The organism is Duncaniella freteri (assembly GCF_004766125.1).
Classification (GTDB): Bacteria; Bacteroidota; Bacteroidia; order Bacteroidales; family Muribaculaceae; genus Duncaniella; species Duncaniella freteri.
In genome coordinates, this window is sequence record NZ_SJSA01000002.1 from 417,410 (window position 1) to 439,991 (window position 22,582).

Annotated in this window: 16 protein-coding genes and 1 riboswitch; of the genes, 3 read left to right on the forward strand and 13 right to left on the reverse strand. The window is 46.7% G+C overall.

All coding sequences use genetic code 11. The features are described from left to right. Nucleotides 1-8: 8 nt before the first annotated feature. The 6 genes from thiD to EZ315_RS11845 all read right to left on the reverse strand — a co-directional run bounded on the left by thiD (nucleotide 9) and on the right by EZ315_RS11845 (nucleotide 8,976). On the reverse strand, nucleotides 9-836 hold the full coding sequence (gene thiD, locus EZ315_RS11820) for a bifunctional hydroxymethylpyrimidine kinase/phosphomethylpyrimidine kinase (RefSeq protein WP_135472261.1): 828 nt from the start codon (nucleotides 834-836) through the stop codon (nucleotides 9-11). Between the two features lie 59 nt (nucleotides 837-895). Next, nucleotides 896-998, reverse strand: a riboswitch (TPP riboswitch). 21 nt (nucleotides 999-1,019) lie between these two features. After that, on the reverse strand, nucleotides 1,020-2,324 hold the full coding sequence (locus EZ315_RS11825) for an MATE family efflux transporter (protein WP_242452593.1): 1,305 nt from the start codon (nucleotides 2,322-2,324) through the stop codon (nucleotides 1,020-1,022). A gap of 7 nt (nucleotides 2,325-2,331) precedes the next feature. Next, entirely contained in the window at nucleotides 2,332-4,323 is a 1,992-nt protein-coding gene (locus EZ315_RS11830; protein ID WP_135472262.1) for an OPT family oligopeptide transporter, read from the reverse strand. A 16-nt stretch (nucleotides 4,324-4,339) separates the two neighbouring features. Next, a complete protein-coding gene (gene lysA, locus EZ315_RS11835) occupies nucleotides 4,340-5,491 on the reverse strand; it encodes a diaminopimelate decarboxylase (protein WP_135472263.1) in 1,152 nt (383 codons plus the stop codon). A 14-nt stretch (nucleotides 5,492-5,505) separates the two neighbouring features. Beyond that, the gene (locus EZ315_RS11840) at nucleotides 5,506-6,825 is read right to left on the reverse strand and encodes an aspartate kinase (protein ID WP_135472264.1); all 1,320 of its coding nucleotides are present in this window, start codon (nucleotides 6,823-6,825) and stop codon (nucleotides 5,506-5,508) included. A gap of 87 nt (nucleotides 6,826-6,912) precedes the next feature. Beyond that, nucleotides 6,913-8,976 carry a tetratricopeptide repeat protein gene (locus EZ315_RS11845; RefSeq protein WP_160653971.1) on the reverse strand — a complete coding sequence of 688 codons (2,064 nt, stop codon included), beginning with the start codon at nucleotides 8,974-8,976 and terminating at the stop codon, nucleotides 6,913-6,915. A 133-nt stretch (nucleotides 8,977-9,109) separates the two neighbouring features. On the opposite strand from EZ315_RS11845, the gene EZ315_RS11850 reads away from it, so the two are divergent. From EZ315_RS11850 to EZ315_RS11860, 3 genes are all read left to right on the forward strand, one after another. After that, nucleotides 9,110-9,751, forward strand: coding sequence for a M15 family metallopeptidase (locus EZ315_RS11850; RefSeq protein ID WP_242452627.1), 642 nt, complete (start codon nucleotides 9,110-9,112; stop codon nucleotides 9,749-9,751). Nucleotides 9,752-9,819: 68 nt separating this feature from the next. Further along, the gene (locus EZ315_RS11855) at nucleotides 9,820-10,227 is read left to right on the forward strand and encodes a DUF4332 domain-containing protein (protein WP_135472267.1); all 408 of its coding nucleotides are present in this window, start codon (nucleotides 9,820-9,822) and stop codon (nucleotides 10,225-10,227) included. A gap of 96 nt (nucleotides 10,228-10,323) precedes the next feature. Further along, nucleotides 10,324-11,901 carry a peptide chain release factor 3 gene (locus EZ315_RS11860; protein ID WP_369699086.1) on the forward strand — a complete coding sequence of 526 codons (1,578 nt, stop codon included), beginning with the start codon at nucleotides 10,324-10,326 and terminating at the stop codon, nucleotides 11,899-11,901. A 192-nt stretch (nucleotides 11,902-12,093) separates the two neighbouring features. On the opposite strand, the gene EZ315_RS16380 is transcribed toward EZ315_RS11860, so the two are convergent. From EZ315_RS16380 to EZ315_RS11890, 7 genes are all read right to left on the reverse strand, one after another. Beyond that, nucleotides 12,094-12,243 (reverse strand): hypothetical protein, encoded by a 150-nt coding sequence (locus EZ315_RS16380; RefSeq protein ID WP_170957536.1) that lies wholly within the window; start codon nucleotides 12,241-12,243, stop codon nucleotides 12,094-12,096. A gap of 161 nt (nucleotides 12,244-12,404) precedes the next feature. Further along, nucleotides 12,405-13,823, reverse strand: coding sequence for a sodium:solute symporter family protein (locus EZ315_RS11865; RefSeq protein WP_242452594.1), 1,419 nt, complete (start codon nucleotides 13,821-13,823; stop codon nucleotides 12,405-12,407). Nucleotides 13,824-13,927: 104 nt separating this feature from the next. Continuing rightward, nucleotides 13,928-14,866 (reverse strand): dihydrodipicolinate synthase family protein, encoded by a 939-nt coding sequence (locus tag EZ315_RS11870; protein ID WP_135472270.1) that lies wholly within the window; start codon nucleotides 14,864-14,866, stop codon nucleotides 13,928-13,930. Nucleotides 14,867-14,891: 25 nt separating this feature from the next. Continuing rightward, nucleotides 14,892-16,496, reverse strand: coding sequence for a sodium:solute symporter family transporter (locus EZ315_RS11875; RefSeq protein WP_135472271.1), 1,605 nt, complete (start codon nucleotides 16,494-16,496; stop codon nucleotides 14,892-14,894). Between the two features lie 40 nt (nucleotides 16,497-16,536). Beyond that, the gene (locus tag EZ315_RS11880) at nucleotides 16,537-18,453 is read right to left on the reverse strand and encodes a corrinoid protein (protein WP_135472272.1); all 1,917 of its coding nucleotides are present in this window, start codon (nucleotides 18,451-18,453) and stop codon (nucleotides 16,537-16,539) included. Between the two features lie 4 nt (nucleotides 18,454-18,457). Then, on the reverse strand, nucleotides 18,458-20,716 hold the full coding sequence (locus EZ315_RS11885) for a glycoside hydrolase family 31 protein (protein WP_135472273.1): 2,259 nt from the start codon (nucleotides 20,714-20,716) through the stop codon (nucleotides 18,458-18,460). Then, on the reverse strand, nucleotides 20,717-22,534 hold the full coding sequence (locus tag EZ315_RS11890) for a right-handed parallel beta-helix repeat-containing protein (protein ID WP_135472274.1): 1,818 nt from the start codon (nucleotides 22,532-22,534) through the stop codon (nucleotides 20,717-20,719). Between the last annotated feature and the right edge of the window lie 48 nt (nucleotides 22,535-22,582).

Here is a 22,582-nt window from a genome sequence, read left to right on the forward strand (position 1 = left end):
GTTTGGTGTTATTTTGGTCGGTTGGGATTGAAATTTTTCAGGCGTCTTGGGGCATAGAAATGGTTGACAGGACCATGCCCTCTTCCGGTGGTCACGAATGCTCCTGCTTCAAGGGCTCTGGATATATAGAATTTTGCGGCCCTTACTGCCTGCTCCAAGTCATATCCGAGTGCAAGATAAGATGCGATGGCTGATGAGAGTGTACACCCTGTTCCATGGGTGTTGACCGTATTCACAGCATCGGCACGAAGTTCTATCCCTGTATGCTTGTTTTCAAGGTAAAGGTAGTCGATCTTAAAATCTTTTCGGTCGGAGTCTCCGCCTTTAAGCAGTACATTTCTGCACCCCATCTCCATAAGTATTTTGGCTTGGCGGTCAGGGTCTGTCTCTCTTGTCAGCACTTTAGCCTCACTCCTGTTGGGAGTTATGATTGTTGACAGAGGGAATATTCTTTTGACAATAAGGTCGATAGCTTCATCATCAAGAAGTTTTGAACCTGAAGTGGATACCATCACAGGATCTACAACAATGTTGTCAGGACGATATTGCTCTAATTTGTCGGCTACAGTTGATACAACATTGAGATTGCACAGCATACCTGTCTTTATCGCCATAGGAGGTATGTCCTCCATGATCATGTCAATCTGGTCGGCGACTATGGCTCCTGTAGATGGCATTATTGAACGGACGCCGGTAGTGTTCTGGGCAGTAAGAGATGTTATTGCGGTCATTGCATAGCAGCCCAGGGCGGAGATGGTCTTTATGTCAGCCTGGATGCCGGCTCCTCCGGATGGGTCGCTGCCTGCTATGGAAAGCACTGGGATATATTTTCTCATCGCTTGGATAGAATTTGTTATGTTTTGACAAAGCGATGATCCGTATATCTTACGGTCGTATTGGAATATGAGCCAATCCCTTCGGCGGTACTAACCGCATCAGGTTCAGAGGGTATTATCTCAGCCGTTCCACGATAGAATCCGGCACCCCTTTGTCGCTGCAAAGTTAACTCTTTATCCTAATTATTCCAAAAAAATATCACGGCTTGCTCTTTTGCTTGCGAGATGGAGTATTATGCCGCGCGAAAGCAGGTAACTTAGGAAGGCTATCCATAGACCGTCATTACCCATGTGGGGGAACAGGACGAAATAAAGGATGAAGTATATGGCTGTGGCTATAGCCATTGAAAGCAGCATCTCTCGTGTCCGTGTGATGCCGATGTACACACCATCCCATGTGAAGGCTGCGAATCCGACTATCGGAATAAGTATCACCCAATGGAAATATTCTTTGGATGCTTCTATCACTTCTGTGTCTCCGCTAAGAAGTGTCATGATCCGTTCTCCACATGTGAAGTACAGAACAGTGAATATCACAGAGACTACGGTTCCCCACCATAGCAACGCTCTGATACTGTGGTCAAGCCGTTTTTTGTCTCGGGCTCCCAGACAATTGCCGCACAGGGATTCTCCGGCAAATGCAAAACCGTCCATGAAATAGGAGAAAAGTATGAAGAACTGCATTAGCAGGGTGTTCACTGCAAGAACTACAGTACCCTGTTGTGATCCTACCCTTGTGAACCATACTGTAACAGCTATAAGGCAACATGTGCGAAGGAATATGTCGGCATTCACCGAGAAAAATCTCTTTAGGGCTCCTTTCTGGATAGTTCTGCCGAATGACGGCATTGCAGGATGATATTTCCTGTGAATGATGAGTATGAACGACAGTGCTCCGAGCCATTGTGCGGAAAGGGTCCCGAATGCTACACCCTCTATTTTTAGTCGGAATACGAATACAAGTATCAGGCTGACCAATATATTGGCTATGTTTATTATAAATGAGACCCACATCGGGGCCTTGGGGTTCTTTCTTCCTAATGCCCATCCTGAGAAAGTGTAGGTGCATAGCACTGCCGGGGCTCCCCATACCAATATGCGGAAATACCGCTCAGCCATATCCTTCACATTGCCGTCCACATCCATGACTGCAAACGATAATTCTGCAAGGAGAGGGGAGAGCAATATTATGATTGCTGATGCGGAAAGAGCTACAAGTATTCCACGTGAAAGCACAAGATTGAGCTCATGCTCATCCTGTGCTCCGTGGGCCTGTGCCGAAAGCCCGCTTGTGCCCATGCGAAGGAATGCGAAAAGCCAATAGACCATATTGAATATTGTGCCACCTACAGCGATTGCTGCTATATAGGAGGCATCTCCCATATGCCCTACAATAGCCACGTCCATCAACGCCAACAATGGAGTAGTGATGTTGGTGATGATGGACGGAATGGCTAATGAAAGGATCTCTCTGTTGATACCTTTCATATTCAGATTAATCCTTCAGTGCTTTGGCACGCATGGAATCCCATATCAGATAGATTATGAGAAGCGCGTAAACAGCAAGGCCGGTCCACTGTGTGGCGATGGCTGTCATAGGATTGGTGTATTCGAATCCAAGGAAGCGTGTCAGAGCTGCGAACACTCCGAAGAGGGCTCCGCCGGCTATAAGTCCGGAGGCGATTAGTGTGCCACGTTCGTTGCGTGCTGCATTGACTGCCTTGTCCTTGGATCGGCTACTAATGAACCATGCTACGGCTCCGCCTACAAGAAGGGGAGTGTTGAGTTGCAGTGGAATGAACATTCCGAGGCAGAAAGCAAGGGCAGGCACACCAAGCCAGTTTAGGATGAGGGCAAGGATCGCTCCCACCATATATAGTATCCATGGTGTATCACCACCCATCATGAGTGGTTCGATCACTTTTGCCATTGCATTTGCCTGCGGTGCAACGAGTGCGTTCTCGCCAGTGAATCCGTACACTTGGTTGAGGAGAAGTATTACCCCCCCCACTGTGGCAGCCGATACAAGAGTGCCGAGGAATTTCCAGGATTCCTGTTTCTTGGGTGTGGAACCGAGCCAATATCCTACTTTGAGGTCGGTGACGAAGCCGCCAGCCATAGAGAGAGCTGTACATACTACACCGCCTATCACCATGGATGCTGCGATGCCCGATGTGCCGTTGAGTCCTACAGCTACAAAGATGGCTGATGCAATGATAAGGGTCATGAGGGTCATGCCTGATACAGGGTTGGAGCCTACGATTGCAATTGCGTTGGCTGCAACTGTGGTGAACAGGAATGCTATCAATGTGACTACAATCCATGCCACAAGAGCCTGCCAGAATGTGTTGATGACACCTGCCCAAAAGAACACAAACACAGCGATGAGCGCGATGGCGATGAAGAATACTATATGCTTCATGGATATGTCGGTCTGCCAGCGGATAGTTTTCTTTCCATCTGTGCCGCCTTTGAATTCGCGGGAGGCGAGTCCTACAGCTTCGCGTATGATGCCCCAGGATTTTACAATTCCGATGATTCCTGCCATTGCGATACCGCCGATGCCTATGAGGCGGGCATAGTCACTGAATATTTCAACAGGACTAAGCGAGGTGATGTCTGCTGCTCCGTAGGTGCCTATCAATGGTATGATGACCCACCATACGAAGATTGAGCCTGCAAAAATTATGAAGGAGTATTTGAGGCCAATTATGTATCCGAGTCCGAGTACAGCGGCAGTGGTGTTGCAGCTTACCACAAGTTTGGTTTTCTCAGCGAGAGTCTGTCCCCACGATGTAACCATTGTGTTCAGGGTATTTGCCCAGAATCCGAATGTCTCCACCACATAGTCGTATATACCACCTATGAGTGATGCGAATATCAGGGTCTTAGCCTGTCCGGCATTGGCTGAGTCCTTTCCAAGTCCGCTTGCAAGCACTTGAGTTGTTGCTGTAGCTTCAGGGAAAGGATATTTGCCATGCATATCCTTTACGAAATATTTGCGGAAAGGAATGAAAAAGAGAATGCCAAGGATGCCTCCCAGCAGTGAACTGAGAAATATCTGGAAGAAGTTGACTGAAATGTCGGGATACTTTGCCTGAAGAATGTACAGTGCCGGGAGAGTGAAGATGGCTCCGGCGACAATAACACCGGAACAGGCTCCGATGGACTGGATGATGACATTCTGTCCTAAAGGGTTCTTCTTTTTGAGCGCGCCGGAGAATCCTACTGCTATGATGGCAATGGGAATCGCGGCTTCAAACACTTGGCCCACTTTCAGCCCGAGGTATGCGGCTGCGGCACTGAAGATGATGGCAAGGATTAGTCCCATGCTGACCGAATATGGGGTCACCTCGGGATAGTCATGAGCAGGGTGCATTATCGGGCGATAATGCTCTCCTTCGCCAAGTTCACGAAATGCATTTTCCGGCATTTCTACGGGGTCGGCATCCTGATACACGACCTCGTCAATCTGATTTTTCGACATGATATTAAGGTTAAGGTTATTTCTCGTAGAAATATGATGAGGGGAGAGTGCGGCAGTTATATTGTGATGCCATTATCTCTCCGTAGGCTCCTGCTGAACGAAGTGCGAGGAAGTCGCCGCGACGTATGGCGGGGAGCATTTCATCCTTGCCGAAACAGTCGGAAGATTCGCAGATAGGGCCTACCACATCATAGTGATGCTTCACATCGTTTGGTGATGATATATTTTCGATGCGGTGGTGTGCATTATATAGGGCAGGGCGTATGAGATCGGTCATGCCTGCATCCACAATTGCAAATCTTTTGGTGGTGCCCTCCTTGACATACAGTACCCTGGTGATGAGGCTGCCACATTGGGCGACTACCGAACGACCAAGCTCGAAGTGGAGCTCCTGTTCCGGGCGAAGCCTGAGATGGTTACGGAAGGCCTTGAAGTAGCCTTCGAAGTCGGGTATTGGATGTCGGTCGGGATCGGCATAGTCGATGCCAAGGCCTCCTCCTACATTTATAGTCTTGAACTCGACCCCTCTTTCAGTCCATTCGTCCTGGATACGGTTTATGGTCTCGCAAAGCATCAAGAACGGTTCGATCTCGGTGATCTGTGAGCCTATGTGGAAATGCAGTCCTGAAAGGTTGATATGATCAAGCCTGAGAACTTTTTCTATAATGTCGGGGAGCTGGTCAAGATTTATGCCAAACTTGTTTTCGGCAAGTCCGGTGGTTATATATTCATGAGTGTGGGCATCTATATTGGGATTGATGCGGAGAGCTATGTTGGCTTTCAATCCTAATGATGATGCTATCTCATCGATTATATCCAACTCCGGCTCGGATTCGACATTGAAGCATCCTACACCATTGTTGAGAGCAAGCCTTATCTCTGCATCAGTTTTGCCTACTCCTGCATACACAATCTGTTCGCCATGGAATCCGGCATCAATGGCGGCGAGTATTTCACCGCCGCTCACGGCATCCACTCCGAGTCCGGAAGCCTGAATCCGCCTCAGTATGCCCGGATTGGCGTTTGCCTTGATGGCATAGTGGACTCTGAAACGTTCATCGCGCGATGTGCGTTTTATTTCAGCAAGAGTCCTGTCAAGTAATGTCAGGTCGTAGAAATAAAACGGTGTGGCAAGCTCTTTGAATTCATCGATTGGGAATCGTGCCATATAATTCGGTGCTGTTAATCGTTAAATAGCCGTTCGCTCAAGCGGTTTAGGGCTTTGATTTTGTCCTCCTTACGTATAAGGAACGAGATATTATAATTGGAGCCTCCGTAGGATATCATACGTACAGGAATATCAGCGAGTGCTTCTACTGCTCGGGCTTCGTATCCTGTGTTGGTCCATTCCATATTACCTACCACACATACGATCACCATATCTTTGTCGATGGTGACGGTACCGAATTTCTGGAGTTCGTCGGCTATTTCAGGAAGGAAGCGTTCGGAGTCGATTGTAAGAGATACGCCCACTTCGCTTGTGGCTATCATGTCGATAGGAGTCTTGTATTTTTCGAATGTCTCGAACACTTTCGTAAGGAATCCGTATGCGAGGAGCATGCGAGAGCTTTTGATCTTGATGGCTACCACATTATCCTTGGCTGCTACAGCCTTGATGCTCGGGTCGGATATATTATTGTAGATGAGGGTTCCGTGAGCATCCGGGTCCATGGTATTGAGGAGGCGTACAGGTATGTTGTTGACCTTTGCGGGAAGTACGCAGGTGGGATGAAGTATCTTTGCTCCGAAATAAGCAAGTTCGGCAGCTTCCTCGTAATGTAGCTCGCTTACAGGATCGGTCTTTTCGACAAAACGTGGGTCGTTGTTGTGCATGCCATCAATGTCGGTCCATATTTCGATCTCGTCAGCTTCGATGGCGGCACCGATGAGCGATGCGGTGTAGTCGCTTCCTCCACGCTGTAGATTGTCGATCTCACCGGTTGAATTACGACATATGAATCCCTGTGTGACGAAGATGTCGGCATCCATATATTTGTCGAGCAACGGCTGGAGATGCAGTTGTATATGCTGCATATCGGGCTCGGAGTTCGCTCCTGTTTTCATGAAATCAAGAGCCGGGAGTGATTCGGCATAGAGGCCGCGTTCGTTGAGCAGGATGGTCATCATAGCTACGCTCATGATTTCTCCTTGAGCGAGGATGATCTTTTCTTCGATTTCGCTGAATGACTCTCTTTGGGTGAATGAACGGATATAATTGAAGCAAGCCTTTATCTCCTTTAGGGCTCGTTCGCGGCTTTCATGTTTGTCGTACAGAGATGAGAGTGTCTTAAGATATTTTGACTCAAGGAGATTGATTGTCTCCTTGGCTCCATTGATATTACGTTTATAAAGGTATCCGGCTATCTCTACGAGTGTGTTTGTCGTTCCTGCCATAGCAGACAGTACTATGATGTTTTTGCCTCGGGTGCTCACGAGGTCAGCGACGTGGCGAATTCTCTCGGCAGAGCCAACTGATGTGCCACCAAATTTTAAAACTTTCATCCTTTGTACAATCTTATATCGTGATAAATATTGGAAATTTGCTCCAAAGTTAATATAAAATGTTGAATTTTGTTGTTTTTTGTCAATTTATTTTGATGACATACGTTTCAGAAGATTGTAAGACGGCACAATGCCAAGACCTCCTGCGCGACTCAGGTCGGCAAATGCCGCATCTTTGTTGCCAAGTGACAGGAACACATAGCCTCGATTGTAATATGCCTCACCGAAATCCGGCTTTAGTTCAATAGCTTTGTTGAAACATTGTAGAGCTGACGTGTGGTCACCTTCTCCAGCCAGCATCACACCTTTGTTATAATAGGCGATCGGCATTGAAGGGGAAAGTCTTATCACAGAATCGATGTCGGCAATAGCTGCACGCAGTTGTCCGGCATGGGGAAGTGCTATGCCTTGTATCTTCGGAGCGTGTTGCTCTCCGATATTGTTCGACAGCTTAGTGTTTAGGTAGCGTGCATTGGCTCGTATGAGGTACGCGAGCGTGAAATCTGGAGTTAGTGAAATGGCTTTGTCAAGATCCGCGATTGCATGTTCGTAATCGCGTAGGGTCATGTAATCCATGGCTCTGCCAAGATAATCAATGGCTCTCGGTTCGTGACCAGCGATATATGAATTGTAGTATTTTATAGAATTGAAATGATTCTGAGCGGTCTCCTCATCAGTCATTGATGGTTCATGGTTGGTGACCTGGAGCACGAAGCGTAACATGCGTGTGGAATTTATGTCATCCACCTCACGTATATAGTCGCCGCTCATTTTTAGCTCTGTTGGGGATGTATAGTAGGATATGGCGAATATAGGTTCCATTTCTATGGCTATATTGCGATCCTGTACTTTTCCTTTTATGCTTTTGTTGTTGAATATCTGTTCCGGAGATGAATTGTCCTGGATGGTTGTCAGAGTGGTGAAACGGCGTTTCACTTGTTCCTGGCTATAAGAGTTGTTGTCAGCAAGTTCTTCTTTGCTATTTGAGTCAGGATTATTTTCGATGGAATCGGCTGAGATATCTGCATTGGGAATTAGTGGAGATATCTGTACCCTGGTCTTTGCAAGGGCGAGCGACTTGTCATAATCAACCTTTGCGGATGTCATGTCACCTTTCCTTCGGTTGATGTCATATCTCATAAAGTAAGCGGCTGCAAAATCAGGGAATGCGTCGATCACCTGATTTAGATCCTTGAGCGCAGAGTCGAAGTCCCCGATTTCGGCGAGCAGCATCGAACGGTTGTAGAGTGTTTTGTAGTCTTTGTCATTCAGGGCAAGCACTGACGAGAAGTCGGCTATCGCTTTGTTGGTGTCATGGACTTCGGCTCGTAGAAGTCCACGGTTGAATAATGCTGTTGTATTGTGTGGCTCAAGCTGAAGAGCATAGTCGTAATCGGCAAATGCACCCTGAAAATCATCAGTCATGTATTTCAGGTAGGCTCTGTTTATGAAATATCCGGCATACTTTGGTTGCAGTTTTATGGCATGGTTCATATCTTCGAGTGCCGAGGCGTAATTTTTATCGGAATTGATGGCTATATCAGCCCTCATAAGATAGCCGTTGATCGAGTTGCTGTTGATCTCCAGTGCTTTCTCGATATCAGAAAGGGCGGCTATGGTGTCCTTCTGTTCAAGCCGCAGGCGAGCACGGCCTATGTATCCTCCGTCAAAATTGGGGAATCTTTTCAGCAATGTCAGATAAGTCTCGGCTGCCCCATCAAGATCCTTGATGTCCTGTTGTGCCATTGCTTTGTTATAGAGAAGCCCACGGTTGTCGGGCAGCAGTGATAGGGCCTGGTCATAATCCTGGATTGCCTCCCGGTTTTTTCCCATGTTCTGACGAGCCACGCCTCGTACTTCCCATGCATCCACTATGAAAGGGTTACGTTCTATGGCGAGTGTGGCATCCTTCTCTGCTCCCAGATAGTCATCAAGATTAAGTTTTGCTATCGATCTGAGAAAATAAGGCTTCGCAAGATAAGGCTTCACATCGATCACCTGATTGAAGTACTGGATGGATAGCACATAGTCTTCAAAATAGAGATTATTGGCTCCTATGCGCATCACTTGATCAGTGTTGATCTGTGCTGAGGATAATAATGCGATGGCTTGAAATATTATAAACGGAACTGTCCGGAGTATTCTTTGCATTTTGATTGGTATCTTTATGTAGTGCGAACGTGTCGCGACTACAAAAATACAATTTTCACATGACACATCTATTTGTTTTAAGGTTTTTTCATAATTTTGCGGCATGAAAATTAGACACATAATAACTTTGGGTATGCTTTTCCTCTCATCATTAGCTATCTGCGCCCAGGATATTGAGATGAAATTCCGGGAACTTGGTTTCATTGACATTTCAGAACTCAACCCTGATGTAAGGGTGGAATTGATGTATGCCGGAGACGATAATTTCACTGGTCAAGTTCTTTATGGAGGGCTCACGAGGGCATGGCTGCATCCCGATGCCGCGCGGGCTGTTGATAAAGCTCAGAAAAAATTGTCGGAGATCATGCCTGGATATCGTCTGCTTGTCAAGGATGCCGCGCGTCCGATGAGTGTGCAGAGGAGGATGTTCAATGCCGTTAAGGGAACATCTAAAGCTAACTATGTGGCTAATCCGGCAAAAGGTGGCGGGCTTCATAACTATGGGTTGGCTGTGGATGTGACTATTGAGGATGCCCAAGGCAATGAACTTGACATGGGTACCCCTGTGGACCATTTGGGTCCTGAAGCTAACATTGACCGTGAGCCTCTGTTGGTCAAGAAGGGCGTAATGAGTGAATATGCCAGGCAGAACCGATTGTTGTTGCGTAAAGTCATGAAGGATGCAGGATTCAAGCCGTTACGCACCGAATGGTGGCACTTCAATCTTGTCAGCAAGGCTATCGCTCGTGAAAAGTATAAGCGTCTGGACTTTTGAACCGTATGATCTGAATGGTTGTTATTTAGGTAATCCTGATTGTGTCAGGCGAACTTAAATAGCGAAATATGTCATATAAGATTTCACAGATTGAGGGTATAGGCGAGGCTTATGCCCGACAACTTGAGGCTGTCGGTGTGAATACCGTTGAGCAACTCCTTGAAAAGTGTTCAAGCAAGAAGGGGAGAACTCTTCTGGCTGATGAGACCGGTATAAGCGAGAAGCTTATTCTCAAATGGACTAACCATGCCGACTTGTTTCGTATTAAAGGTGTGGCAGGTCAGTTTGCCGAACTTCTTGAGGCTGCCGGTGTGGACACTGTGAAAGAATTCCGTCATCGTGTGGCATCCAATCTTCATATAAAGCTTGTTGAGATCAATGATGCAAGGAATATATGCAATCGTGTCCCTTCTGTATTTGAGCTTGAAAGGATGATAGTGCAGGCAAAAGAACTTCCACCGGTCTTGACGTATTGATCATCCATGATAAATCCGATGAAAAAACTCTGTTAGGAAAATTCTCCTATTTTTTGTAATTTTGCGGCTGAAAAATTTTTCAGTCGCATTTTTATTATGAGCCTAAACGAAGAAATAGCGCGCAGACGCACCTTTGCAATCATATCTCATCCTGACGCCGGCAAGACTACCCTAACAGAGAAGCTGCTGCTTTTTGGTGGTGCGATCCATGTGGCAGGAGCTGTTAAGTCGAATAAAATAAAAAAGACCGCAACATCCGACTGGATGGAGATTGAGAAGCAGCGCGGTATCTCTGTGGCTACCTCCGTCATGGGGTTCAATTATGGTGACTACAAGATCAATATTCTTGATACACCGGGACACCAGGACTTTGCCGAGGACACCTACCGCACTCTGACAGCAGTCGACAGTGTTATCATTGTTGTGGATGTCGCAAAAGGTGTGGAACGTCAGACCCGTAAACTTATGGAGGTGTGCCGTATGCGCAACACTCCGGTGATAATTTTTGTCAACAAACTTGATAGAGAGGGTCGGGATCCGTTTGACATTCTTGACGAGCTTGAAAGCGAATTGAAGATCAGGGTGCGGCCATTGTCCTGGCCTATAAACATCGGTGAGAAATTCAAGGGAGTATATAACATTTTCGAGCAGTCTCTCGACCTTTTTACTCCTGATAAGCAGCGAGTGAGCGAGCGTGTCGAGATTGATTCGGTGGATGATCCCCGAATTGATGTGGCTGTAGGAGAGGCGGATGCATCCAAGTTGCGTGAGGATCTGGAGTTGATCGAAGGGGTATACCCTGAATTTAATGTTGCTGAGTATCTTGACGGAAAGGTTGCACCGGTGTTCTTTGGTTCTGCGCTCAACACATTCGGGGTAAAGGAGCTTCTTGACTGCTTTGTTCAGATTGCTCCGGCACCACGTCCTACTCAGTCGGAGGAACGTGTCATAAATCCAGAAGAGGAAGGGTTCTCAGGGTTTGTGTTCAAGATCCATGCCAATATGGACCCCAATCATCGTTCCTGTATAGCTTTCGTAAAGATTTGCTCAGGCAAGTTTGAGCGAAATGCACCATATAAACATATCCGTTTAGGTAAGACTCTCAAGTTTGCAGCTCCTACGGCTTTTATGGCACAGAAGAAAAATGTGGTTGATGAGGCATATCCAGGAGATATTGTCGGAATCCCGGATACCGGTAACTTTAAGATAGGGGATACCATCACATCAGGAGAGAATCTGCATTTTAAAGGATTGCCGTCATTCTCTCCCGAGATGTTCAAGTATATTGAGAATGCCGACCCAATGAAGTCAAAACAGCTTGACAAGGGTGTGCAGCAACTTATGGATGAAGGTGTAGCTCAGCTTTTCACCAACCAGTTCAACGGACGCCGTATCATCGGTACTGTAGGTCAGCTTCAGTTTGAAGTGATACAATATCGACTTGAGCACGAGTATGGTGCCCAGTGTCGTTGGGAGCCGATATCCTTGTATAAGGCATGTTGGATAGAGAGTGATGATGCAGAGGCATTGGCTGCATTCAAGAAAAGGAAATTCCAGTTCATGGCAACCGATAAAGAGGGTCGTGATGTATTCCTTGCCGACTCCAATTATGTCCTTCAGATGGCGCAATCTGATTTCCCTAAAATTCGCTTCCATTTTTCCAGCGAATTCTGATAGGCTATTAAGTTATATTAAAAAAGTATCCGGGGAGAGCCGTTTTTTACAGCAGCTCCCCGGATGCTTGCTATGTTACTTACATAATTCACATCGAATCAGTTTCACAAGATTCAAATTCAAAGAGTTTTTCGCATAAGTTACTCCATCCGGTCAATTTATCAAAACGACACTCGCGGTATCTGTCCATTTTTAGTGGACAGTAGTGTACTCATTCCATAAGTTCATAGTACGTATTGCAGCACGTTTCATAACTTCTTCAATATCATAATTGCCATTAAGGTCATTCACTAACGATGAATAGTCATAGGCAACATCCGGAATCGAAAAAGGGGATCCCATAAGATTGAACTGCACCCCAAAAGTTTTTTGTCTAACTTTTGGGGTGCAGTTCATTTTGACAAACCCGCTTATACTAAAGGTTATTGTGAATCTAAGAGAAATTTCGCTATTAAAGCCAGTTGTTATATAGTAAAATTCTTTGTGGCACTTATAATTTCTATTTAAATCTGTTTTTCGTTTCTTCTATTTAATAGCTGTACGAGCAGGAATCCGATCAGGAATATGAGCAGAGTGCTGATTACGATACTGAGATTGATGTGGACGAATTGGGGTATGTCCCACCAGTCGGTGAGCTTGGTCTGAAGTGCGATTAGAATGAGTGATGCCACACCTACAATAACTCCTGGCACCACGTGGTTTTTCTTTGCTTTCGGGCATAGATAGGCGAGAAGGAACATACCGAGAACACCACCGGAACATATACTGCTCAATGCCCACCATGCATCAAGTGCGTTATCCACGAGAAGGAAGCAGAGCGCAACTCCTATGCCGAGAATTCCTATTGCCACGCTTGCCACGCGCAGTACTGTCACTTTGCGTTCATCGCTCGAATTGGGGAACATATGGGAATAGAAATCTGTGAGAATTATTGTTCCAGAAGATGTGACACTTGTTGCTACAGTACTCATGCCCGCACAGAAAATTGAGGCTATAAGCAATCCCACAAGACCGACAGGCATCTCATGGATAATGAAGTAGGGGAATACAAAATCACTCTTTATTCCCTCGGGAAGATCTCCTGGGTTTATATAGTAAAATGCAAAGAGTCCTGATCCGATGAGAAAGAGTATAAAGTTGACAGGAAGGGTGAGCAGAGATCCCCAGAACGCGCTCTTACGTGCTTCTTTGAGCGATGGAGCAGCACAGTATCTCTGGGTGTAGCTTTGGTCAATGGCAAAATTGTTGAGATTGGTGAACATTCCGTATATCAGACATACCCAGAATGTGCTTTCCACGAGACTTCCATCAAAGCTCCCAAGAGAGAACTTATTGTGTTCAAGGCATATCTTTATGGCTTGTTCGGGACCTTCCGGCATACCCCAGTACAGGACAATAAGACATATCAACGCACCACCTACAAGTATAGCTCCCTGCAAGGCTTCAGTCCATATCACTGACTTGAGCCCACCTTTTTGGCTATATAACACGATACCGAGTCCGGTTATTGTGACTACTATAGGTATGTTCCAGCCCATAAGTACATTCATTGGCACCGCAAGCAGAAACAGGATTGCTCCGGACCGGCATATCTGTGTGAAAAGATAGAACACCGAGGCGTAAAGCCGTGCCCATCTTCCGAACCGTTTTTCAAAATAGCTGTAGGCACTGATGCTTCCGAGCGAACGGTAAAATGGCACAAAATACCACATTGCCAACAATCCGGCTGGAAGGATGGAGAGTGTGAATACGAATGCATTCCAATTACCCATAAAGGCTGATGAGCAGTATCCAAGAAATGATATGGAACTACAGAACGAAGCAAAGATGGAGAGTCCGACAATCCAGCCAGGCACTTTCCCGTTTCCACGAGTAAACTCGTCGCTGCTCTGTTTTTTGCGTCCGAACAGATATCCGAACACAATTGTGCCGACAGTAAAAATTAAAAAGACAATAATGTCGATGATATTCATGGTACTTAAATATAGAAATAGGGGAGAGGAGAATGGGTAATAGATCGAGAAAATTAGAAAATGAGTTTGCCGTTTTCAATCGGAAGTCTTCCGAGTGCTTCCTGAATTTTGTTGCGTTCCGGAGCATTGAACTTGTGGAATGGTGCTGCTACGAAGTCATCTTTGATCACTCCGAGCAGAGAGCATGCACACTTCAACCCCTTGAGGTAGCTTGATCCGTGCTGACCTACGCTGTAGATTGTAGTGCTGATCTGCATTATGAGCTGTTGGAGACGCCACACTTCCTTGGTGTCGCATGCCTTGGCGGCATTGTACATTGCAACATACAGTTCAGGGAACATATTTGCACCTCCGTTTATACCACCGTTGGCACCGAGCATCACACACTCTCCGGTCACCTCTTCCGGCCCCATAAGCATTGAGAAGTCAGGACGATCCTTCATTGTATACATTACGGACTGGAAGTATGGAAGATTGGCGGAGCTATCCTTGAAGCCGATCACTTTCTCGTTTTCAGCAATTCTGTGTATCGTGGCTGGCGAGAAGTTTACCTTCACGTGGCTTGGCATGTTGTAGAGGAAGAGGGGAAGCGGAAGATGAGGCAACATGTCCTCATAGAATTCAGCGAGCTCGGGCTGGCCTGTCGCAAAGTAGTATGGTGCGGCACTCACCACTGCTGAGGCTCCGCAGTCAGCAGCTACCTTAGCAAGATTGATGCTCTCTACAATTGAGGTGTCGGTGATGCAGGCAAGCAGCGGGAGACGGCCATTGTTGATACGGCACGCCTCATGTATCATCTCTTTGCGCAGACGGTAGCTGAGGCTCTGCTCTTCACCAGTGGTGCCGAGGATGAAGAGTCCGTGCACACCTCCTGCTATGAGATGTTCTATAAGGTTTTCGAGACTTGCCACATCGAGAGTGTCGTTGTCAAGAAGGGGAGTTACGAGAGGAGGGATGATACCGCTTAAGGGTGATCTGAAACTGGTATTCATACGATTACTAGAATTACTAATGTGATTAATTTCCGTTAAAGAAGATGTAAAGCCCTATCATTACAGCTGCAAGAAGGGTCCAGGCTACTGTCACACTGACTGAAAGTCTGTTTCTGATTACTGTCATAGGTTCACGTTCCACAACTGCTTTGTCAAAATAGCTTACTGCTATCATGCTTATGATGAGCACGACAAATATGAGGAACGAGAGCATCATAAAGTGTACATGTTCTGTGGCTTGAGGTATTATCCAAAGGTAGAGGATGCCACAGCCGATACTGAATATAGTGCCGAATGTGAGAATGACATTTGCTGCAAGTGTGGTGCATCGTTTCCAGAACACACCCATTACAAATACAGCCGCCATGGGAGGAGCGATAAAGCTGAGCACCGACTGGAATACATTGAAGAGGTCCATCCCCTTTATATTGTCGACTGCAACTGTGATCATAATGGAGACGAGGGCTCCAAAAATGGTGACAATATGCCCTGTGCGGACTATTTCCTCCGATGAAGCCTGAGGATTGATGCTCTTTACGTAGATATCCATTGTAAATACAGTGCTTAGCGCATTAAGTGCCGAACCTATCGTGCTGACAAGTGCTGCCGTTAGCACGGCAATTACAAGTCCTACCATTCCTACAGGAAACAGGCTCGAAACGAGAGTCATGTAGGCATTGTCCGGCTCGATAAGGCGGTCACCGAAGAAACCTGTCTTCCACAATGCGAAACACACCACTCCGGGAATGATGTATATTGCTACATCTAGAATCTTAAGCCATCCGGTGAAGTTTGCTCCCTTCTGTCCTTCGTTCAGGTCCCGGGCAGCAAGAACTGGCTGTACCATCGACTGATCCGTACACCAGAACCATAGGCCTGATATCGGATAACCGAGCAGTATTGGAAGCCATGGAAACTCCTTATCGGAATTGGGCTGGAAAAGATTCCAGTAGTCTGAAGGCACAATGTTAGGATCGGCAAGTGTATTGATGCCTCCGATCACTGATTCTCCACCTAAGTGCCATATGCCTACAATAGTAAGCGTGGCTGACACAAGAATGAGCAGGACCATCTGATATACATTTGTATATGCGATTGCCTTAAGCCCTCCGATGATGGTGAAGAACGCTGAAATGGCGAGCAATATAAATGCCGAAAGCCACATAGGAATGCCGAACACCTGCCGGATTATGATTCCGCCGGCAAATAAGGTCAGAGCAAGCCAGGAGATGAGTACGGTGACTATCGTGTACCAGGCAAGCATGTTGCGTGTGGATTCTCCGAAACGTTTTCCCATGAATTCCGGGAGTGTCGTTATCTTCTCACCAAGATATCTCGGAGCGAACACAAAAGCAAGAAGTGCGATGAACACGAAAGCATACCAGGCGTAGTTGCCTGACACAATTCCGGCAGTGAATCCTGCGCTGGCTGATGCTATAAGCATTGACGGTCCCACATTGGTGCCCCACATTGAGAACCCTATATGATGCCAGCGGAGAGAATTGCCAGCGAGGAACTTGCTGCTTTCTTTTTTGCTTTTGGAGCTCGCCCATAGCCCTATAGCCAGAAGGATGATGAAATAGGAGGCAAGTACCACCCAGTCCATCGTGTGCATTGATAGATCTTCCATTTGATGTCTCTGTTCGGTTTAGATTTAGGTCATTAAAGGTTTATTCTGCTCCTACGAGTTTCCGGGCTACTTTTACAGCCGAATTGGCATTGTCGCTGTAGCCGTCAGCTCCGATCTCCTCTGCGAAGTGCTGGCTCACCGGGGCTCCTCCCACCATCACTTTCACTTTATCTCGTATGCCTTCCTCTTCAAGAGCACTGATCACATCCTTCATGTATGTCATTGTAGTGGTGAGAAGAGCACTCATGCATAGGATGTCAGGCTCATTTTCGCGGATGGCATCGACAAAATCCGAGGCAGGGACATCTATTCCTATATTTATCACTTCAAAGCCGCAACCTTCAAGCATTGAGGCAACAAGGTTCTTGCCTATGTCGTGCAGATCACCCTTTACAGTGCCTATAACTACCTTTCCGACTGTTGCCGATTTTGTCCCGGAAAGCATAGGCTTGAGCAATTCAAGAGCTGATTTCATCGCTCTGCCTGCCATGAGCAGTTGAGGCACATAAGCTTTGCCGTCCTGGAATCTTTGCCCCACTTCGCTCATTGCACTTATCATCTGTCCGTTGATAATGTCCTGAGGCTTGTGTCCGTCATCCAATGCTTTACGAGTCGCAGCAGTTGCAGCATCACCGTTGCCGGCTACTATGGCGTCGAACACACTCATCGCCACAGGTGTATCATCTTTTGCCTGAATAACTGATGGCTTGACAGGAACTCCGGGGATTCTTGATGTCTTAAGTCTTTGGGAAGATATGGGTCTGCGCTCCTCATCCCCTTCGATCTTACTGATAATACGGTTGATTTCGAGGTTTGCTTCAAATGGTCGGAGAGGAGTGGGGGTGTCAATTCTGATCACATCATCTGTGTATTCATGTGCAATCCCTGGACGTTCACGATACTCATCAACTATTTTCATAGCCTCTTCAACTTCAGCTTCGTTGTGGAAGTCCATCTCAAGATGCACGCCATCAGTCCCGATATTGTCAAGTAGCGGACGCAGTTCGTCGATAGTTACCCAGCATGCCATGATGCTCTTGCCTCCGTTTAATATACGTCGGTAAAGATCGTACCATTTGGGGGAGCCGCCCTGTGGCTCTCCTACGCCTGGTGTCCACTGTATGGCATTGAGTTCTTCTATTTCGAGTAGTGCCGGCAGGTGGCGCATAGCTCCCACGCCATCAAGATGGTATAGAGTGTAATCTATCTTCTGGCATTGTTCACGGATAAATGGCTGTACAAACCGTCGATAGTCCGCCTCGCTTATCATTGTTGATATGTCGCTCTGTAGTTTTGACATCCTCCCCGGAGCCCAGGAAGAGAAATAACAGAATGCCATTTCATCACCTTCACGTACTATGTCATACAGTTCATCGTACACTCTGAAATATATGTCGTTGATCTGTTGCATCTGATGCTCAAGGACATCAGGCTGAATCACAGTATCGAGAAGTACTTTGTCAGTTCCTTTTATTGCTGCAAGAACGTCAAGCCCTTCCATGAGGTCGGGCATTCCTACATAATAATTCCCGTTTGCCTTTTCCTTTACTGTCCTTAGCAGCTCTTTATGAAGCAGGAAGTTAGGATGCTGTGGATCAAATGTTATATCATCGGTGTAGGCGGGGTCGGGGTGTATCCATATGGTGTCCTCGCCACCCTCGAATACGCCACCCAGTATTGCGGCAAGTGATCCTGGACCAAGCTGAGTGTTTGCCACAGGAAGCATGTCTGCCATAAGCGAGCTATGTGCCACATACCAGTCAAGATAATCAGCTCTCCATTTGGGGTCGAACCACTTTTGATCAAGTGATTTCGGGGTGGGAGGGGCCTGCACTTCGGCATGAGGCTTTACACCTGTCTGAAAGTGTTCCCACATATTGAGGACAATTCCTTTGTGGTTCCACCAGTCTATATAATGACGCTTGGTCTCTTCAAGATTCGGTTTCCAGGTATTCATGATATTAGTTGAAAAGCTTTTCATTCCATATGCCACGGAATGAATCGTCGATGGTCAGATTTATAGTTTTGGAGAGATCCATGTCATCAGTGCAGTCTACAGGCTCGGGATAGAATGGAATTATAGAGCCCGGACGTACATATACGGGCATATTTTCCATTGTCACATCCTTATTTTTAAGCCATCTGCCTCCTGTGACTTTTTCAGCAGTGAAGAAGTCGACCCATTCACCTTCGGGAAGATATATGTCGCGACGGTTTTCCGAATTCATGACCGGTGCTACAAGGAAACTGTCACCGAAGTAGTATTGGTCGTCGATGTGGTAACATGTGGGGTCATCAGCATTGTGGAATATCATCGCCTGTACTATTGTTGACCCGCCTTCTGTAGCTTTGCGGCTCTCTTGCAGGATATATGGAATTAGGGCATAGCGGAGTTTCCACCATTTTTTCACCGATTGAGCGATTGTCGGATAGTGCCAAGGCTCTCGCTTATTGGTGCCGTGATATCGCATATGGGAAGAGAATACGCCAAACTGGGTCCATCGTAGATATACATCGTCACTGACCACTGAGTTCATGAAGTTGGGAAGTGTATGGAAGCCCGGCACATCATGGCTCCAGAAAGCGAATCCGGAAAGACCGAAATGCAGTCCTCCCTTCAGAGAACCAGCCAGTCCGTCCCACGAACTGCAAGAGTCTCCTCCCCAGTGCAAAGGATAACGCTGACATCCTGCCCATGCTGCACGGGCCCATACAATACCGTCGCCTGTTACATCTTTGGTTATCTCATAGGCTGCTTTCTGATAGAGCAGGGCATACAGATTGTTAAGGAGTTCGGGACTCATCCCTTTGTACATGGCATCCATATGGATGTTCTCTCCGAAATCAGTCTTTATACATACCACTCCCATGTCAAGTAGATTCTTAAGCAGACCTTTATACCATTCTGTTGCAGCAGGATAGGTGAAGTCAATTGTTCCGGCATAGTCCAGGGCGGAGAAATTGGAGCCTTCCGATTCCTGGATTTTGGTGATAGGGGCAATATAGTCGTTGGCTACAGCCTCGTCGATCTGCGCTGCGTCCTTTGCAACATAAGGCAACTGCCAGAGCGAGACGCGGAATCCTCTGTCTTTAAGGCTGTGTATAAATCCTTCAGGATCGGGAAAACGTTCTTCATTGAATTTCCATTCACACAGCCAGTCAGTGCGGAACCATCCTGTGTCCATGTGTATTACATCGCATGGGTAGTGCTCCTCACGCAGACGGTCGCATATGCCGTTAACCTCATCGGCACTGAAATATGTCATTCTGCTCATCCATATTCCGAAACTCCACAATGGCGGCATCGACGGATAGCCGGTAAGGTCACGATAGCCGCGGATGATTTCCTCAAACGAATCACCTCCGATAAGGAATGCGTCAATAAGCGGCTGATAGCTCATGAATTGAACTGATCGTGTGGAGTGCCCCGCAAGTGACAACTTGCAGTGAGAGGTGGTATGATAGAATGTTCCGTAAAGTCGGCTTGACACATAGAACGGTATGTTCTTGTATGTGCGGACATTGTTTACACCCTGTCCGTCCTGATTTTTGAGGAAGAAAGTTCTTCCGCTAAGGTCCATTTTGGCAAAACGCTCTCCGGTGCCTCCAAAACATTCGTCATGTGTGCATTCGAATGAGAGTGTTGCTCGTTCATTGCCGCTGTCCATCTTGCAATAAGCGATAGGAAGTGCGTCATAACGAGGAGGGGAGAAGTGATCGTAGGCTGCAAGCCTGATCTCTCTCTTGCCGTCGGGATACAGACGTAGATCAATGGTCTCCTGAGGGTCAGGCAGAAGGGTGCTCCAACGGTCGAGCAATGGCTCTCTCATATTTATTACCGCACGTGTTATGCCGTCTGCTGTTGAGATAATCCATTCTCCGTCTTTTAGGACGGATTTAAGAGGCATTTTCTTTACGCGTTCAGTAAGAATGAGCATTTCGGACTCGTCACTCATGTCCAGTTCCTCAAATCCCATGAATACACGCGTTATCTTCGGTCCATACTGTCGGAGTATCAGGGTATGGTTTTCGCGTGGAGCCGTGGTGTCAGCTGCCATATCATTTGAGAGAATCTGTTTTTGGAAAGGCACAGTGATGTGTATGTCTCCATCCTTCTCCTCTACAGATGATGGAGCACACGCTTTCCATAAAGATTCATTCTTGCTTAGGTCAAGATCGAAATCAAGAAAATCAAATAAATGATAATTGGTCGGTTTCATTTAATTTAGTTTTACGTGAGGTCCGTTATTCCTTATTATCATAGCCGGACCTGGACGGTTATAGCCGAATTCAGCGTCCGGACAATAATTGTTCTCTACTGTAAATCCGTCGGTTGCCTCATCAAAATAGATGTAGAAACCTCGGTCGTTAGTTGCATACGGTGCTTTGATCAGATGCTCTATGCGGTTGTCTCTGATTATAGATCCAGGCTGATTGGATAGTGTGTATATGCCTCCTGTATCATATAACTGGCCGCCGAAATGATGCACATGATTGCCTGTGATGCGGTTGTTTCGCATACTGCTTACAAGCGGAGTCCAACCCCATCCGATGCATATGCCTGAATAGTTTACGTGCGCCACCTCATTGTCGGCTATAGTTATGTCGTGTACATATCCCGCTCCGATGCCTACACAACCCCAATCTTCGTTGGTAGCATTGGTTATCGTGTTGGATTTCACGAGGATGTCGTGGCATATGTCACGATCATTGTCAGGCAGATATGGGATATGGGTCTCAAATCCTCCGTCCGGGAATGTCCCTATCTGTATGGCTGTTCCGCCGATATCGGTGAATGTGCATTCTGTCACATTACAATCCGAATCTCCTGCCACATAATCAAGGCCTGTGGCTGCGATATGTGCAAACAGGCAGTTGTGGAAATCTATTCCGGAGGAATTGCTGACTGTGATTGCAGCCTCAGGTCTGGCAATCCAAGCCTGGTTCTCAAGCTCGGCCTTCTCAGGCAGTCCCGGGACAGCGAGCTTATATGCATCAATGAGCCTGAATCCTCCCTGAAGTGTGACATGTCCTTCCATGGATGGACGCAGCCATGAGGCATATTCGAATGATATGTTTTCAAATTTGACATTGCACACTTTTCTTTCGGGGTTTCCGACAATCCTAACGAGAGTCTCAAGAGCAGGTGCTATGATTTTGGATTTATTAGGGTCAGAGCCATCCTCAGGATAATAATATATTTTACCGGATGGATAGTCCTGGTACCATTCACCGGGAGTGTCGAGAAGTTGTAATGCATTAGTGAAATAATAGGATGAATTACCCTTCTCTCCTCCGATCACAGGCTGGGGCCAAGGATGTTCAAATTCAAGGCGGCTTTCCGGATCATGGAAACTTACCACAAGATTCCCTTTGGAATCGTGCCTCATATCTTTGACACGGAGTATTGCTATTGCCCATCTTTGATGAACCACCATCTCAAGAGAGTTGGCTTCGGCAATGTCGAAGTCTGTGTTTGGGACTGTGATAGTTCGATCGGAAGTATTGAAGTCAATCATGCGATCCATTACGCCAGGTGCGAATTGGGATGATCTTTGAGCTTTTTTACCATCGACATACAACTGTCTGGTCTCCACAATGCGATGCCCCTTTGTTGGAGCGTCCGCCATCCATATCTTTCCGATAAGGGCATTTGGTATTCTTGGATCATTCCTTACGATTTCCCATCCTTTTATTTCCGTTCCTCCGCTTATTACAGCTTTGCTGTCATTTGCTGAACGGAATATGGTCGGTGAGGATGATGTGCCGCTATCCTCGGGTCTGATGAATAGAGATTCCGACAGAGTATAGTTACCATCTGCAAGAATTATCTGTATTGTATCGGCGGCTTCAGGGCTTTTAAGCCTGCGCCATTCGCGTGCTCTTCTTAATGCTTCGGCCGGAGTCTTTATGGGGGCATTGAGCGAGCCATCCGCTCTATCGTCACCTGCCGGTGATACATATATGTTGCCGGATGTCGCAGATAGTGCAGCCGCCGAAATGAAAATTGATAGTAATGAATGCTGTAATGGACGCATATCCTATATGAGTCTTTGATTTAAGGTGATGCAAATTTACATAAAATG